Raw genomic sequence first — 15327 nt, forward strand, 5'->3', positions numbered from 1 at the left:
CAACAGACCTGTATATTATACCCTTTACATTTCAATTATACCTAAGTTGTTTTTGGGTGCCATTCCTGAAGGTCACCAGCACCGAATGTTCTTTGGTATTCAGCTTCAGTTTTTTCACCGGCATTAACTCTTCTGTGGTAAATGGTTCCCCGGATTTCTTCCACAACATCAATGATGCATAGGTGTTGGTTTCTGATATTCCAGGAACTGTTTTGCCTGCCACATTGATAACAGCACTCTCCGCTGCATCGGGGTGCAATCCGGTGGAAGTAATGGTCTCCATTGAATTCCAACCCATCAAAGGGATCATGGCCAGTTGGTAAATGCCGTTGTCAATGATCTGCACTTCATAGCCTTTAACTTTCCTGCTTTCTTTTCTGATGGCCTGGTTTTTCCGGGGCTGTGCATAATGCCCGAGACGAAGTTCAACAGGCAGGTGGCCCATACTTCTGTCGATCCTTAATATGCCATCTGCCAGGGGAATATCTGCCAGGCGAAGGTTTACCAACGAATCGGTTTCCAGCTTCACGTCCCGGTAATACACACCGTCTTCAAATTTCCGGAACTGGTACAACCGCAATGGTTCCCATTTACCAGATTGGTTTTTGATGAGATAGTTCATGGCCACTTCACCAGCCTGCCCATCGGCCTGCCAGGGAAAAGCACTGTTATAAGACAGGCGGTTATAGTTTTCACTGCCCCGAAAATCCTCCCAGTTGCCTGTAACTTTTACATTACACCAGGCCCTGATTTCTGCAGCTCCGCTGTTGGGATAATCAGTGATCAGTATATCGGAGCCCTGCTGGAACCGGTTGACTACCGTTCCTTTCTTTAGCTCAGTTTCCCAGGCACCATCGTTCTCAACAGAGGTCCAGAACGGATTCTCCTCCGGAATCAATAAGGCCATAAATGCTTTTCCCATCCAGTAAACACTTCCCCTGCAACTATATCCCTGAACCGCAGGTTCAAAAGCACCATAGAAACCCAGTGTTGGAACCTGGTCCTGAAGAAATTCAGGATGCTGTAAAAACTGTAGCAGCACGCCGGAAGAAATCCTTCTCATCCAGCCCATATCAACACCCGGTTGATCGAGGTATCCCATCAGGGGAAAGGGTATGATCGAAGCAAAGCGATAGCTCATACTGCGACCCCACATGATCATTTTTCCATCACGGCCAAACATATAAGGATAACTCTTGCCCAGTTCCCTGAAATTGGCCGTGTACCTGGCTGCCAGCTCAGGGAAAAATTTTTTTCCATACAATTCGGACCACATGATGCCATACATCTGGAAAGCCCACATGCTGTAATAGTCATAAGCGGGGTTGTCATTGTACCAGCCATTACCACGGTAATGGTCAAGTGATTTCTGCAGGTATTCTTCCAGCAGTGAATTGTTGACTGTATATCCTTTGTCACGGAAAAAACTCAGGACGAAAATGTTAAAGAACTTCCAGTTGGAGGGAACGGTGGGTCCATCGCCATAACTGATCATGGTTTCCGCAAGGGCATCTTTCTGCGCTTTTGGAAGCGGGTCCCATAACAACTCGGGGGCAATGGAAAGTGAAAGTGCCAATGCACCAAACTCAACAAGTGTCTGGCTGGGACCGCCATTTTTATCCCGGGGCCTGATAAATAAATCACTTTCAGGATCAACCAGGCCGGCAATATGATGTCGATAATATGCTGCCACGCTGATTCCGTTAATGGTAAAATCACCATCCTCCCTTAACAGCGGCGCAGCAAAGAATAAGGTACGGCTAAGTCCCTCCAGTTTTTCAGTTGTTTTTTGCGATTCATTACGCGGATAACTCTTACCCGCCTGTTTCGGAAAAACCATGGGATCGTCTATCTGCTTTATATAACCGAAAGCGCCCTTTAGCATGTACAGGGCCGCGTCCTTCCAATGCCGGCGGGTCATGCCCGTATAAGGACTCTTCTTAAAATCGGGGTTATCTATCCTGAATACCTGGTTTTGTGCCTGCAAAAAAATCCCGGGCAGCAATAAGACTACAGCTATTAAAATCCGTTTCATGTGGTTGATTTTTTTTACCATTCCGGCTTCCATTCAAGCACACTCACCATTTGTGGTTTTGCCTGAACCAGGCCTTCCGCATCAGCTTGTTCCACCTTTTGGATAAATAAGTGCAGGATATATTTTTCCTTCCACAGTTCGGTATCAAATGATGGCTCCCATGCACCCAGGGACCCGGAGCTAAGGTCAATAAGTTTCCAGCGCTTTTTCCTCAACTGTTGAACAACTATTGCCGAAGCCCTGCTTCCCCTTTCCCTGTCACGGAAAAGCATGACCAGCCGCGCCCGTTTCCCGGCACCTGCAAGGGCAATCTGGGGACGGGAAATGGGAATGCTTTTGGTTCCTGCCCCGCTCAGGCTGAAGGCCGTACGCCTGAAATCCAGGCGGGTGCTGGTCCATCTGTTTTTTGCATCCAGGCAAACAATGTGGTAATCTGGAATGGAATCGCCTGCTTCGCGCCAATAGGTGGCGATATATGGCCGACCCCTTTCATCTGCTGCCATGGAAGTCTGGTTGATGAGTTCACTGTTTTGCGGAATACGAAAAGCATATTCAGCGCCGGATGCTGTTATCGGCAGCGTATATGGGTTGCCCCTGGAGTTCTCCCAGGTAATTCCTCCGTCTTTTGACCGGGCATAACAGAGATCATGGTTACTGGCCACATCCGGACTCTCGCGCCAGACCCATGAAATATGAATGGTACCTTTTTTGTCCACACAGGCCTGCCAGTAGGCATTTCTTTTCCCTTCGCCGCTTATCAGCCCCGAATGCAATTGCCGCCATGATTTTTCTTTTAGCATATAACGGTTGATAACCAGGTCGCCCCTGCCGGATTCGCCATTTCGGTACATAAAGAGAATATCACCATCCGGCATGCGGAAAAATTCGGGATAGGAAACCGACTGCTCTTTGATGCCGGTCATAGGCTGTCCGGCTCCGAGTTCCAGTGTTCGCGGTTGCAGGCTTTTCGCATAATGAAGTACGTTATTGTGATGATCCCATGAGAGGTGCAGGTATCCGTCTCCGTCAACCATGATGCTGATGGAATTATGGGCATCTGTTGCCCTGCCTTTCAGACCGGTGTATTTTAATTCCCACTGATTGGAGCCCAGGGTCCGTTTACCAAGTACCACCTGCTGGTCCTGGTCATAAAATGCAATGAACTGCAGGTCACGCCAACTGACAACCGAATTTTTCCGGAACACTACAGCGTTCACGGAATTACCGGCCCATCCTTCCGAAACATTGACCAGCCGTATATGGGGTTGCTTGTACGCTTCCTGCGCAGAAGACATTACCGAACCCAGAACCAGTATGGCAGGCAAAAAAAGTCGCATCATATTTCGGGAATTGGTCAGATGCTTCATGGCTTATTGTTTATCCAGGAACCTGGTGAGTTCTGAAGCTGCCAGAAGGAATGCACCCACGCCAAAATTGGAGGTGGAGTTGGCATCCACCACCTGGCCGGGAATGGCTTTTTCCCCTATCGGTTGGATATAACCGATTCTCCCTGAAGGCTGCAGGGCTGTATTAACCAGGTAATTCCATGCCTTAACGGCTGCAGGCAGGTAAGCCTTTTTACTTAGGTACCCATTGTTGATTCCCCAGAACAATCCATAGGTGAAAAATGCAGTGCCGCTGGTTTCCGGTCCCGGTGCATGTTGAGGATCCATCATGCTCCTGGTCCAGTAACCTTCGGGTTGCTGGAGCTTAACCAGCGCCTTCGCCATCTCCCGGTACTTTTTTATGTACTCTTTCCGATGTGAATCAGATTCGGGCAGGTCTTTCAATACTTTGGCCAGACCTGCAAAAACCCAGCCGTCTCCCCGGGCCCAGAAATCTTTTTTTCCATTGACGGATTTATGTGTTGGGTACACATATTTCGCATCACGGTAGTATAATTTAGCCTCCCTGTCATACATGATGGAATTGGCGTAGGAAAAATATTCATACAGTTTATCCAGATAGGTTTTGTTACCTGTTATCCTGTACAACTTTGTCATAACCGGCATCACCATGTACAAACCGTCGGCCCACCACCAGTAGTCATTCGCACCGGTGCCCATCTGGTATTCCATTACTTCGCGGGCGCGGGCAATTTTATGGTCTGCAGGCTGTAACTGGTAGAGGTCGGCATAGGTCTGGAAACAAATCTGCCAGTCCCCAAAGAGAACATGATCATCCGTTTCCCCATAATTATATTTCCAGTTTGACCTTTCATCCGATCTGGCTCCTTTCCATTGATTGTGTTCGGCCCAGGCTTCGGAATATTGGCGCCATTTTTCGTTTTTCGTAACCGAGAAGGCTTCCATGTTACCGGTATGATATGCGGCATTATCCCAGAAAGCCCGGCCATGCTGCGGATTGGCCGCCTGCCAGTGGTCATTGACCCTGGTGATGATGTTCAGGACATCGGCCTTTGACTCCTTAATGGAAGAGGCTGATTTTTGCGCAGGGGAAGGTCCGGGTTTGAAACCGGCAATTGGTTTAATGCCCTCATGGGTTGGTATCACAGGAAGAATGCTGCCATCTGCAGTGAATTCAAGTTTATCTATACAGACCTCGCGGTTGAAGCCTGCGGCAGTTCCCATCTTGATACCATCAGGGTATTGAAAACGATGATAAACAATGTACCATTCATCTTTGCCCGGCACCTGCAACACTGAATGATGACCCGTGCCATAAATGCCCGCTGCCGGCCGTTTTGCGATCACCAGGTTATTGGCGGGAACGGTCAGTCTGCCCAGGGGCTGGTCAGCTATGGCATACCTGACCCGGTAATCTTCGCTGCGGGTATCATTTTCAGACCACATGAAATAATACTTCCCGTTTCGGAATATTACATAAGTGCCTTCATTGTAGGTCGAATCGGGAGTCAGGATTTTTATTGAACCTGGTTTGAGTGAAACCATATCATCATTCAGTTCTGCTCCTGCCATGTATCCATTGCCCCAGTACAAATATGATTTTCCGGAAATGGGATCGGTGAACACATCAGGATCAATCACCTGCCCATGGCGGATTCCCTCCGGATGAGCGTCCAGCAATGGCTTTCCGGAATCCCTGAATGGGCCAAGGGGATCATCGGCCACGGCAACACCGATCTTTTTACCGGCGGTGAAATAATAGAAATATTTATACGCACCATTGATTTTCTTTTCAATAATACAGGGTGCCCAGGCATTGGTTTTTGCCCAGGAAACATCTGCCGGCAGACTCAGTATTTCACCTCCATCTGTCCAGTTAATGAGATCCTCAGAGGAAAATACCCTGAACCTGTCACCGGACCAGTTTTTGAAACCATTGCTGGTAGGATAGAGATAGTATTTACCTGTTTTCTCTGCATAGAGGATCTCCGGATCAGCAAAGAAACCTCCCAAAACAGGATTACCTGACCTCGGCCATCTGGCCTGCAACCTATGCAATTCGTTTCCTGAAATGGGCAGGATGGTACCATGGCGGGGCTTGAAATTCATGGATATTTTATTACCCAACAGTTTGAAATCTACGAGGTTCGAAGATTCTGTAAACTCATACCGGCCTTTGGTGTACACATCATACATCATGATGTATTTATCCGACTCGTTGAGTTTGAAAACTGAAGAGCCTTCTACCGGATCTTTTGTTTGCTGCAGGTAGCGGTCCTCCTGTTTAAACGGTCCGGTCAGACTGCCTGACGTTGCCTGTTTGATACCATTACCATCTCCTTCCGTTTTATAGAATAAATGATAGACCCCATCCTTCAGGATGATATCTCCATCAATACAACTTCCGCCGGCGGGGTTGGCAAACAACAGTTCCGGTGCAGCTTCCAGGCCAGTGAATGAATCATTGGCATAAGCATAATAGATCTTATCTGCCCCATTACCAGAACGCATGGACCAGTAGATCATGTACTTCCTAACCCTGGGATCATAAATGGTTTGTGGTGCCCAGACCCGGTTCACCTCATGGAACTGGTTGTAGGTAGTAACGATATTAATCCGGGTTGAAGACCAGTTGAGCAAATCGGAAGATTGCATCAGGACCATACCATGGTTGGCCGTCCACCCATTTTTCGCCACATTCATATCAGTGGCAACCATAAAAAATTTACTGCCGTCGTGTGAACGGAGAATATGGGGATCGCGAACACCGCCCGTTGAACTGATGCTGTCGGGGGAGATGATACGCTGGTTATTATTCAGGGCTTTGTAATTATAGCCGTCTTCGCTGGTCGCAAAATACACTGACTCATCCCGTCCGGTGAAATACACGAACAAATAAGCAGTTGCTGCGGCAGTCCGGGATTTTCGGGGGACCTGTGCCTGGGCAGGCATAAGTAACCAGCCGAGAAGGCATATTGTCAAATAAACACTAATTACTACTTTATTATTCATTTCCTAAATTAAGTATTCCATGAAACGTATCAGTATCCGGGGTTCTGCTGCAGTACCGCATCCTTGTTCAAATTAATCTCCGACTGGGGAACAGGCATCAGCAGGTGTTTGTTTTCAATTCCGGTCAGCTGGTTAACAGGACTGACAGAATTATACCGTACCGCACGATCAACAAGGGTTCCGGTACGCATCAGTGTCATGCGCCTGTTTTCCTCCCCAACCAGTTCCCTGATTCTTTCATCGAGGATAAAATCCAGGGTAACATCAGATGCCGTAATGGCGCTTGCGTTACTTCTTCCCCTGATAATGTTGAGTGCCTCTGCAGCTTCTGCCAGCCTGCCCTGCCTGAACAGTGCTTCAGCCAGTAAGAGATAGGTTTCCCCCAGGCGCATCAGCGGGATATCCTTGATCATGGCAAAACCAAATTCATCCTTTGGATCAAACTGGTACCATTTTGTGGTATGCGGGGCTATCCTGAAGATGGTATCAAAACCCGCATAAGGCACTGGTTTCCCATAGGTAGCCGGTTTGGAAGGATCGTTGTACCAGAACTGCCTCCTGAAATTGTAGGGTGAATTCCGCATATCCTCCTGTTCGTACACATCGTATATAACGTGATTGTTTAACCGAAGACGGCCAAGTCCTCTGCCACCAATTGAATCGGCGAGTTTCATACCGGTGACACCCACAAAAAACGGTCCCCATACCCTTCTCTGCTGTGGATTGTTAGTGATACCGCCTACAATGGTTCCGGGATGCTCCATTTCCATTACCCAAATTGCTTCGCGGTTACCCTGGCTCCTGCGCTGGTTTCCGTAGATAAACATATCGGAGAACGGATCACCCGGCTGATTGGCCTTTACGCCAAAGCGACTGGTAGTAAGACTGAATTTTCCGTCATTGATAACAGCCAGTGCCTGTTGTTCAGCCAGGTCATTTTTGCCCATGCGCAGGTAAGCCTCGGCCAGCAACTGCTGCGCCATTGCCTTGTTGGCACGGCTGTACATTTTGCCCTTTGAATTGCCTTTTACATTGTCCACATCGGGCAGGTTTTCACCGGCAAATCTGAGATCTTCTTCAATCAGTGCGTTCACCTCTGCGAGGGGCGCACGAACGAAGTCAGTTTTGGGTGCGGTTAGAGGTTCCTTTACCAGGGGAACATCACCAAAGCAGGTAGCCAGGATATTATAGGCATATGCGCGGAAAAACCGGGCTTCCCCGTTCACTGCGTTCTTCCCTGCCTGGGTAAGGCTGGTAACAGTGGGATCTTCCACGTTTCTAATGATGATATTGGCATTGTTGATCATCCTGAAGGCCCAGCTCCAGGTAAAGGAAGCTGCACCATCATTGGAGTTCAGCAAGGCATAGTTGTAATACGGCACTTCGATACCCTGCTGCTGACCTGCATAGGCAATATCAGTACCCACCTGCCATACGTTTAACCATCCCTGTTGGTCACTGGTGGTAAAGAACTGGCTGAGGTGGTTATGAAGTCCGGATATGGATGCTTCAAAACCCAGCGAATCCTTCAGGGTTTCAGGCGCATAGGATGAATACACTTCTTCATCAAGAAAACTTTTAGAGCAGGCAGCGAATGTAATGGCCAGTCCGAGGAGGACAGATAATATGTTGAATGTTCGTTTCATTTTAATGGCATTTAGTTGGATTAGCGAAGTGTGATATTGGCACCGAATACAATTGAACGAACAGGCGGATAGTTGTTCACCCAGTCTCCGGAACCACGGAAGGTGAAATCATTCTCCGGATCCCAGCCCTGCCAGTTCGTGAAGGTGTAAAGGTTCCTGCCGCTGGCGTAGAGGGTTACCCCCGCCAGCCTCACTTTGTCGAGAACCGACTGGGGCATGGTATAACTAAGGGTAACGTCTTTTATCCGGGTATAACTTGCATCTTTCGGGTAACCATAACCGCGATTCGCTGATACAGCCAGCGCACTCAGGGAAGGCCTGTCGTTAATCGGGTTGGAACTCGTCCAGTAGTCGATCTCTTTCGGAATATTGATCCTGCCCGCTTCATCGGCGAAAGTGAGGTTTACGTTGTTCCGAAGGCCCCCTTGTGAGGTCTGGATAAAAATATTCAGGTGGAAGTTTTTATAATGGAAGGTATTGGTCAGTCCGCCTGTCCATTTGGGAAGCCTTGAACCCAGTACCGTACGGTCGTTTGCGTCAATTTTCTTATCTCCATTGACATCCCTGAACTTCAGGTGACCCGGTTTGGCGGTGGGGTCAACGGATGAAGGATCTTCGCCTTCCTGCCATACACCATCCAGGATATAGTCATAGATCACATACCTGGACTTGCCGATGAAAAGGCCCTGGCCGATATCGCTGATTTCATTGCCCAGGGAATCATAGTTGCCATAAAGGCTTACAATGGTATTTTTATAGGACGCGAAATTCAGCGAGGTTTCCCACTTGAAATTCTTTGAAGCGATGTTCACTGTATTCAGGGTCAGTTCAATGCCTGTATTCTTTGTCTTACCCAGGTTATCAAGGATATTGCCATAGCCGGTAATGATGGGAATATTCCTTCTCAGCAGGATATCATCTGTGGTGGTGCGAAATACATCAATCGTACCAGCAATCCTGTTTTTCATCAGGGCAAAGTCGAGTCCGAGGTTAGCTCCCTTTGTTTCCTCCCAGTGGAGGTTGGCATTACCAAGGTTGCTTGCCAGCACACCAATGGTACTTACGCCGTTGAATGGAAACCGGTTGGTGCCGGCGGTAGTGGCTGTACCATTGATGGAAATGGCTTCATTACCGGTTTTACCATAGGACGCCCGGAGTTTGAGGCTGTTCAACAGCATAGCGTTGCGCATGAAAGCTTCATTGTGAATATTCCAACCAAGTGCCACAGAGGGGAACACTCCATACTTCGTGGTATTGGCGCCGAAAACAGAAGCTCCGTCCCTGCGGGCCGTCAGTGTCAGCAGGTAACGGCTGTCATAGGAATAGTTGATCCGTCCCATCTGTGACAGATTGGTCTTGCGGTCATAAAAGGAACCATTGGATTGCGTGGCTCCTGCACCAAGATTATAGTAGGATAATTCATCATTGATAAACCCGGTTGCGCGGGCATTGGAACTGAAATAGTCCTTGGCCTGTGAACTGTATAAACCGGTAAAATCAACATGATGGTTATTCCAGTCCTTTGTGTAGGAAAGAATATTTTCTATGATCCAGTATTTTGATTCCGAATTGCTGACAGCACCGGTTCCCAGCTGGTTGTTCACACTCCTGCCATCGTATTCCCCAGTGCGACGGGTAACATAGGAATAAGACGCATTGAGCCTGTATTTAAGTCCCTTCAGAAAGCCGGGTTTCAGTTCCGCATAACCGCTACCGGTAAGATTCTGGCCGCGATCCAGGCGATCGGCCGTGAGGCCCAGCATCGGGTTCAGGTAAAGCAATTCAGGGAACATCGGGTAGATGGTATATCGTCCATTCTCGTCGTACAACTGCGCATAGGGACTCATATTGGTTGCCAGGTAAAAATTGGCGCGACCACCATCTGAATTATTGTTATTGAAGAAAAGGGAAGTGCCGACAGTAAGATAATCGGTAACATTCACATCAAGGTTTGAACGAAGGTTGATCCGCTGGTACTGATATCCTTTAACAGCACCTTTTTGCTTCAGGTATTCACCCGATATATAATATTTCGCATCTTTTGTTCCACCTGAAATGCTGAGGTTGTGATCAGTGAGCGTGCCCGTTTGCGTAACAACATCCACCCAATCGGTGGTTTTACCGGCATAATAATTATTCCGCTCATACAGGTTCGGCAGGATACTGGTATCACTGAGATTGTTCTGATTACGGAAATCGGCCCATTTCTGAACATAACGTTCCGGGCTGCTGGGGTTGAGCGTATTGATAATTTTTTCAAAACCCGTATAGGCATTGTAACGGATTACGGGTTTACCTGTATTGCCCCTTTTCGTAGTGATAAGGATAACACCATTGGAGCCGCGAACACCATAAATGGCTACTGCTGACGCGTCTTTCAGGATTTCCATTGAGGCGATATCTGCTGCGTTGATGTCATTGGTACTGGCATCCGGAGCAAGGGGAATACCATCCACCACAATCAGCGGGGAATTATTGGCACCGATAGAGTTGACACCACGAACCTGGACATTTGCTGTTCTGCCGGGTACCGTAGAGTTCACCGACACGTTTACGCCGGCAACAGCCCCCTGGATGGCCTGCATCACGTTAGTCACGGGCAATTGCGAAAATCGTTCTTTGGGCACAGAGGCAACAGAGCCGGTTACATCAGAGCGTTTCTGGGTTCCATAACCAACTACAATTACTTCACTCATTTGCACTTCCGATGGAAGCAGGCTTACTTCAATATTAGTGCGGTTATTCAGATTTACTTCCCGGGAGGCATAACCTACCATGCTGAAAACCAGGGTGGCATCCGCAGGTGCGCTGATGGAAAATCTTCCATCCTCGCCGGTCTTTGTGCCGGTAGCGAATCCCTTAACCTGTACGGAAACGTTTGCCAGGCTGCTGTCGCCGGCTACTACTCTTCCCGTTACCTGAACCTGGGAAAAAGCAGCCAGGAAAGGGAAAATGGTTAACATTAAAATTAGAAAGGTGAATTTGTCAAAAGGAAAAGGCAGGGCGTCCTTTCGGCATGCTAATACATTAGCAGATGGAGGGCAAATCATCGTTAGCAGTTTTTGGTTTAAAAAATCAACACTTGTTCCGAACTCTGTTCATTCCGGTTGTCTTCAACACGGAAAGATTAAGTGTCATTTTTACATTTTTATACTTAAAACTAGCCATTTGCCGTAACGGAATCTGGAATGTGTTGCTATTTATCTGGGCAAACGTGTGCACAGATTAACGCTACAAACTGTAAAAAAGGGGAAATATCATTCAAAGCACTGGCATTATTTAATTGAATTACAGTTAGTTATGTGCATAAATGTTTTGGCCTTATCTTAGTTCCCAAACATGAAAATCCAGAACATTACCATAAAGGATATTGCCAAAGCGCTTGATTTGTCCTACTCTACAGTATCACGCGCGTTGAAAGGAAGCTATAAAATCAGCGAACCGGTGCGCAACAAGGTGATTGCTTATGCCAACGAACATAATTATCGCCCCAACCTGCTGGCTCAAAGCCTGAAAAATAAAAACAGCCGTTGTATAGGGGTGGTCCTGTGTAATATCCCGAACAGTTTTTTTGCAGAAGTGATCAGTGGAATTGAGTCGGTTGCCTATACGAAGAATTACCTGGTAATCATAACCCAGAGTCATGAATCCTATGAAAGGGAAATACAGGCCCTGGAAAACCTGACCTGGCGATCAATTGATGGCTTATTGATTTCATTGTCCACTGAAACCTCTGATTGCTCGCATATTGCAGCACTGCATGCCAAAGGCCTGCCCGTAGTATTTTTCGACCGGGTATCCGAAGACTTCAAGACCCACCTGGTAAAGGCTGATAATGAAGGTGGCGCATACGATCTAACCAATCATTTACTGCACCAGGGTTACAGGAGAATCGCACAAATTACCAGTCCGGCGCATCTTTCCATCACGCAGGAAAGAATTGCCGGCTATAAAAAAGCACTTTCAGAAGCAGGCCAGCCCATTGATGAATCACTTATAAAATACTGTGAGCATGGGGGTATGCTGTTCGAAGAAATTGAAACGGCCGTCAGTGAATTATTTGATTCCGGCAATCCGCCGGATGCCATTTTTGCCGCTTCGGACAGGCTTACCCTTGGCACATTATCTATCCTGAAAAAAATGGGCAAATCGATTCCCGGGGATATTGGGATGGCAGGTTTCAGCAATTTCAGTGAACCGGAATTATTTGAGCCCGCACTCACCACCATCAAACAACCAGCTTTTGAAATGGGCAAAACGGCCGCAGAATTACTGATACAACTGATTGAAAGCAAAAGACCGGTTACGGAATTTGAAAAAAAAGTGTTTCCAACAGAATTGAAGGCAAGAGCTTCCACCAACAGAAAGATTTCGGTTGCCTACTAAAGGCTTACAAAATGAAAGATTTACCAGGAAAAACAAGGGAGTTCCGGTTTGGTGACCGTGTGGTTAAAATTCAGGTTCCCGCCCAACCGGAAATCAGGGAACAATTCAGGCAGCAGGTAGAAAAAGATGCCCAAACCCCTTTCCCCTATTGGGCAAAGATCTGGCCGTCAGCTATTGCCCTGGCAGGGTTTATTGAAGCCAACCCTGAATATGTGAAGGACAGGCGGGTATTGGAGCTGGCAGCGGGACTGGCACTGCCGTCACTGGTTGCCGCAGACAAGGCCAGGGAGGTGATTGCAAGTGATTACCTAGCCGAAGCTCTTGATTACATCCGACATTCGGCTATTCTGAACCGTTATACCAATTGTAAAATCATGCTGATCAACTGGCATGCCATTCCGCCGGAAACCGATCCTGATCTGGTTATTATGAGTGATGTTAACTATGAGACCGGTGAATTTGAACAGCTGATCAAAGTCATCCATGCCTTCCTGGAGAAACATATAAAAATAATTCTGAGTACCCCGCAGAGATTGGTGGCCAAAGAGTTTATAGCAGCACTATTACCTTATTGCATCTACCAGGAAACAGTAATGATAGAGGAAGAGGGCAATAGTACAGCTGTTTCGATCCTTGTGCTGGGAACATGATTTATGCCATGCCTGCCAGGTATTCTTCCCTGATGGCCTCAATTTCATCCACTCCCGAAGGCAGGTATTTTCCAAACCGATGGTATCCATCCTCTGTGATCAGGAAATTGTTTTCGATCCTGATTCCGCTGAAGTTCCGGTAGGCTTCCAGCTGATCATAATTGATGAAAGATGCCAGCTTGTTTTCTGCTTTCCAGCGATCCATCAATTCCGGTATCATATATATTCCAGGTTCCACGGTCAGCACATAACCAGGTTCAAGCTCACGTCCCAGGCGGAGTGATTTCCAGCCAAAATCCTTACGTTTCCCTAACTGTTCTGTGTAACCGACATATTGTTCGCCGAGGTCTTCCATATCATGTACGTCCAGCCCCATCATATGCCCCAGTCCGCATTGGAAAAACAGGGTATGAGCACCTGCCTCTACGCCCTCTGCGGGATCACCTTTAAACAGACCAATGGCTTTTAGTCCGGTTAATAACTCTTCGCAGGCCCTGGCATGAACATCTATGAAACGTACGCCCGGTGCCAGCATTTGAGTTGCCTTTTCGAGGGAGGACAGCACAATTTCATAGATCTCCCTTTGCTGGTTTGAGAAGCGCCTGCCCACAGGGAAAGTGCGGGTGAGGTCACCAGCATAATGCATAGACTCCTCTGCACCGGCATCCACCAGCACCATTTGTCCATCCAGCAGAGTGTTTCCATAATAATGATTATGAAGGATATGACCATTTACTGTCAGGATAATCGGGTAAGATAATCTACCCCCGGCTGCATGGGAAACTTCCTGCACTTTTGAAGCCAGTTCATATTCCTTCATGCCGGGTCTTGCCTGGTGCATGGCAGTGAAATGCATATCGGCACTAATGGATACCGCTTTCTCAATGGCATCCACCTCACGGGGTTCTTTATGTGAACGCTGATGGATAACCGACCTGACAAGACTAAGTGAATGCCCTGCCTTTATGGCTGCCACTGGCTGTCGCAACCATTCTGAGAGCTTCAACAGGTTGGCGTTGCGGTATGGCGGGAGATAATGAATGGTGCGACCTGAACCAGCGGCCTCGCTGAGAAGTTTACCGAGATCTGCGTAAGGCCTTGTTGTGATCACACCGACCTCGCCAGCCATTTCAGCCATAGTAGGTAAAGTGCCGGTCCAGATAATAAAATCGATTCCGGGGTCATCACCGAATAATATCTCCCTGCCTGAATCGACATCAATAATGCCGGCAACCCCTGTCAGATCAAGACCAAAATAATACAGAAAACTACTGTCCTGCCTGAATGGATAACAGTTATCAGCATAATTCATGGCAGCGTCTTCATTACCCATCAGCAGTATCAGTCCTGAGCCGACAAGTTCTGACAACTTCCTTCTTCTGGAAACATAGGTGTCCTTTGGGAACAGTTCAAAATGCATAAGCTACAAAGTTCAATTATAAATCTGAATAGCCAGCTGACCGGGCCAGGATGATATCCGATCTGGAAACATTGTTCTTATACTCAGGCTTGGCCAGCATGGCTTTCCACTCAGGATCATTACCGAAGGTTTTCCAATGTTCATTTCGATCCGCCAGGCTATTGAAGCTGGTCATGTACCAGAAATTAGGCATACGGCTTCCTGCAATTACCTCACCATAAAATACTGCATTGAATCCTAGTCTTTTGAACAATGTGATCTCTCCGCCTTCGTTGAACATGTGAACCTTACTCTGGTAAAGTTTTTCTGTGGCAGATTCATAACTGCGCAGTTCGAATATGTGGTCAGCTTTGTTGCCGGATAGCTGCGGTGTGCTGGGCTGGCGTGCAAAACGGAACGCTTCCATCAGTATATTTTCAACCCGAACAAAAGGTGGATTGTCATGTGGCGCAGTTTCAAATGCCGCAGCCTTTGCCGGATATTCCCTGTCTTTATTCAATCGTTGTTTGATATCAAGCGCATGGTTTATGGACGGGTGGGTTACCAGCACATAAATGGTTTTGTCTGCAGCGGTATCATTTGCCAGTGGCTTGAACACACCAACCGTTCCATGGCCGGTCCGGTGTAAGGCTGGCAGCAGTGCATGCTGCAGGTAATCATCGATCCTGGCTTCCTGGTCGCTGTTTTTAAAATGATAAACACTTAACTGGTAGATGGCTTTTTTTCCTGTTTGTTGGGCCTGCATACGGGTGGCAGGAAAAAGTAGAATAAGCAAGGCGCAAATGGCCGGGGCAATCAGATTTTTCATGGT

9 protein-coding genes are annotated in these 15327 nt (G+C 47.6%); 2 read left to right on the forward strand and 7 right to left on the reverse strand.

Annotation, left to right across the window (positions count from 1 at the left end; genetic code table 11):
- Positions 1-31 precede the first annotated feature (31 nt).
- The 5 genes from BC349_RS05155 to BC349_RS05175 are packed head-to-tail and all read right to left on the reverse strand — an operon-like array spanning position 32 to position 11023.
- A complete protein-coding gene (locus BC349_RS05155; protein WP_187255649.1) occupies positions 32-2035 on the reverse strand; it encodes a DUF2264 domain-containing protein in 2004 nt (667 codons plus the stop codon).
- A gap of 14 nt (positions 2036-2049) precedes the next feature.
- Positions 2050-3402, reverse strand: a complete 1353-nt coding sequence (locus BC349_RS05160) for a BNR repeat-containing protein (RefSeq protein ID WP_222840076.1) — start codon at positions 3400-3402, stop codon at positions 2050-2052.
- A 3-nt stretch (positions 3403-3405) separates the two neighbouring features.
- Complete coding sequence (locus BC349_RS19830; protein WP_222840077.1) at positions 3406-6414, reverse strand: glycoside hydrolase family 88 protein; 3009 nt, start codon at positions 6412-6414, stop codon at positions 3406-3408.
- A 29-nt stretch (positions 6415-6443) separates the two neighbouring features.
- The gene (locus BC349_RS05170) at positions 6444-8060 is read right to left on the reverse strand and encodes a RagB/SusD family nutrient uptake outer membrane protein (RefSeq protein ID WP_187255650.1); all 1617 of its coding nucleotides are present in this window, start codon (positions 8058-8060) and stop codon (positions 6444-6446) included.
- A gap of 20 nt (positions 8061-8080) precedes the next feature.
- Positions 8081-11023, reverse strand: coding sequence for a SusC/RagA family TonB-linked outer membrane protein (locus BC349_RS05175; protein WP_246456783.1), 2943 nt, complete (start codon positions 11021-11023; stop codon positions 8081-8083).
- Positions 11024-11399: 376 nt separating this feature from the next.
- On the opposite strand from BC349_RS05175, the gene BC349_RS05180 reads away from it, so the two are divergent.
- Positions 11400-12446, forward strand: a complete 1047-nt coding sequence (locus BC349_RS05180) for a LacI family DNA-binding transcriptional regulator (RefSeq protein WP_187255652.1) — start codon at positions 11400-11402, stop codon at positions 12444-12446.
- Positions 12447-12457: 11 nt separating this feature from the next.
- Positions 12458-13096, forward strand: coding sequence for a class I SAM-dependent methyltransferase (locus tag BC349_RS05185; RefSeq protein ID WP_187255653.1), 639 nt, complete (start codon positions 12458-12460; stop codon positions 13094-13096).
- 1 nt (position 13097) lies between these two features.
- Here BC349_RS05185 and BC349_RS05190 read toward each other — a convergent pair whose 3' ends face one another.
- Both BC349_RS05190 and BC349_RS05195 read right to left on the reverse strand, forming a co-directional pair.
- Positions 13098-14516, reverse strand: a complete 1419-nt coding sequence (locus BC349_RS05190; protein ID WP_187255654.1) for an aminopeptidase P family protein — start codon at positions 14514-14516, stop codon at positions 13098-13100.
- A gap of 16 nt (positions 14517-14532) precedes the next feature.
- Positions 14533-15324 (reverse strand): NIPSNAP family protein, encoded by a 792-nt coding sequence (locus BC349_RS05195; protein WP_187255655.1) that lies wholly within the window; start codon positions 15322-15324, stop codon positions 14533-14535.
- Positions 15325-15327: the final 3 nt, after the last annotated feature.

It is taken from the genome of Flavihumibacter stibioxidans, assembly GCF_014332695.1.
In the GTDB taxonomy this organism is placed as follows: Bacteria; Bacteroidota; Bacteroidia; order Chitinophagales; family Chitinophagaceae; genus Flavihumibacter; species Flavihumibacter stibioxidans.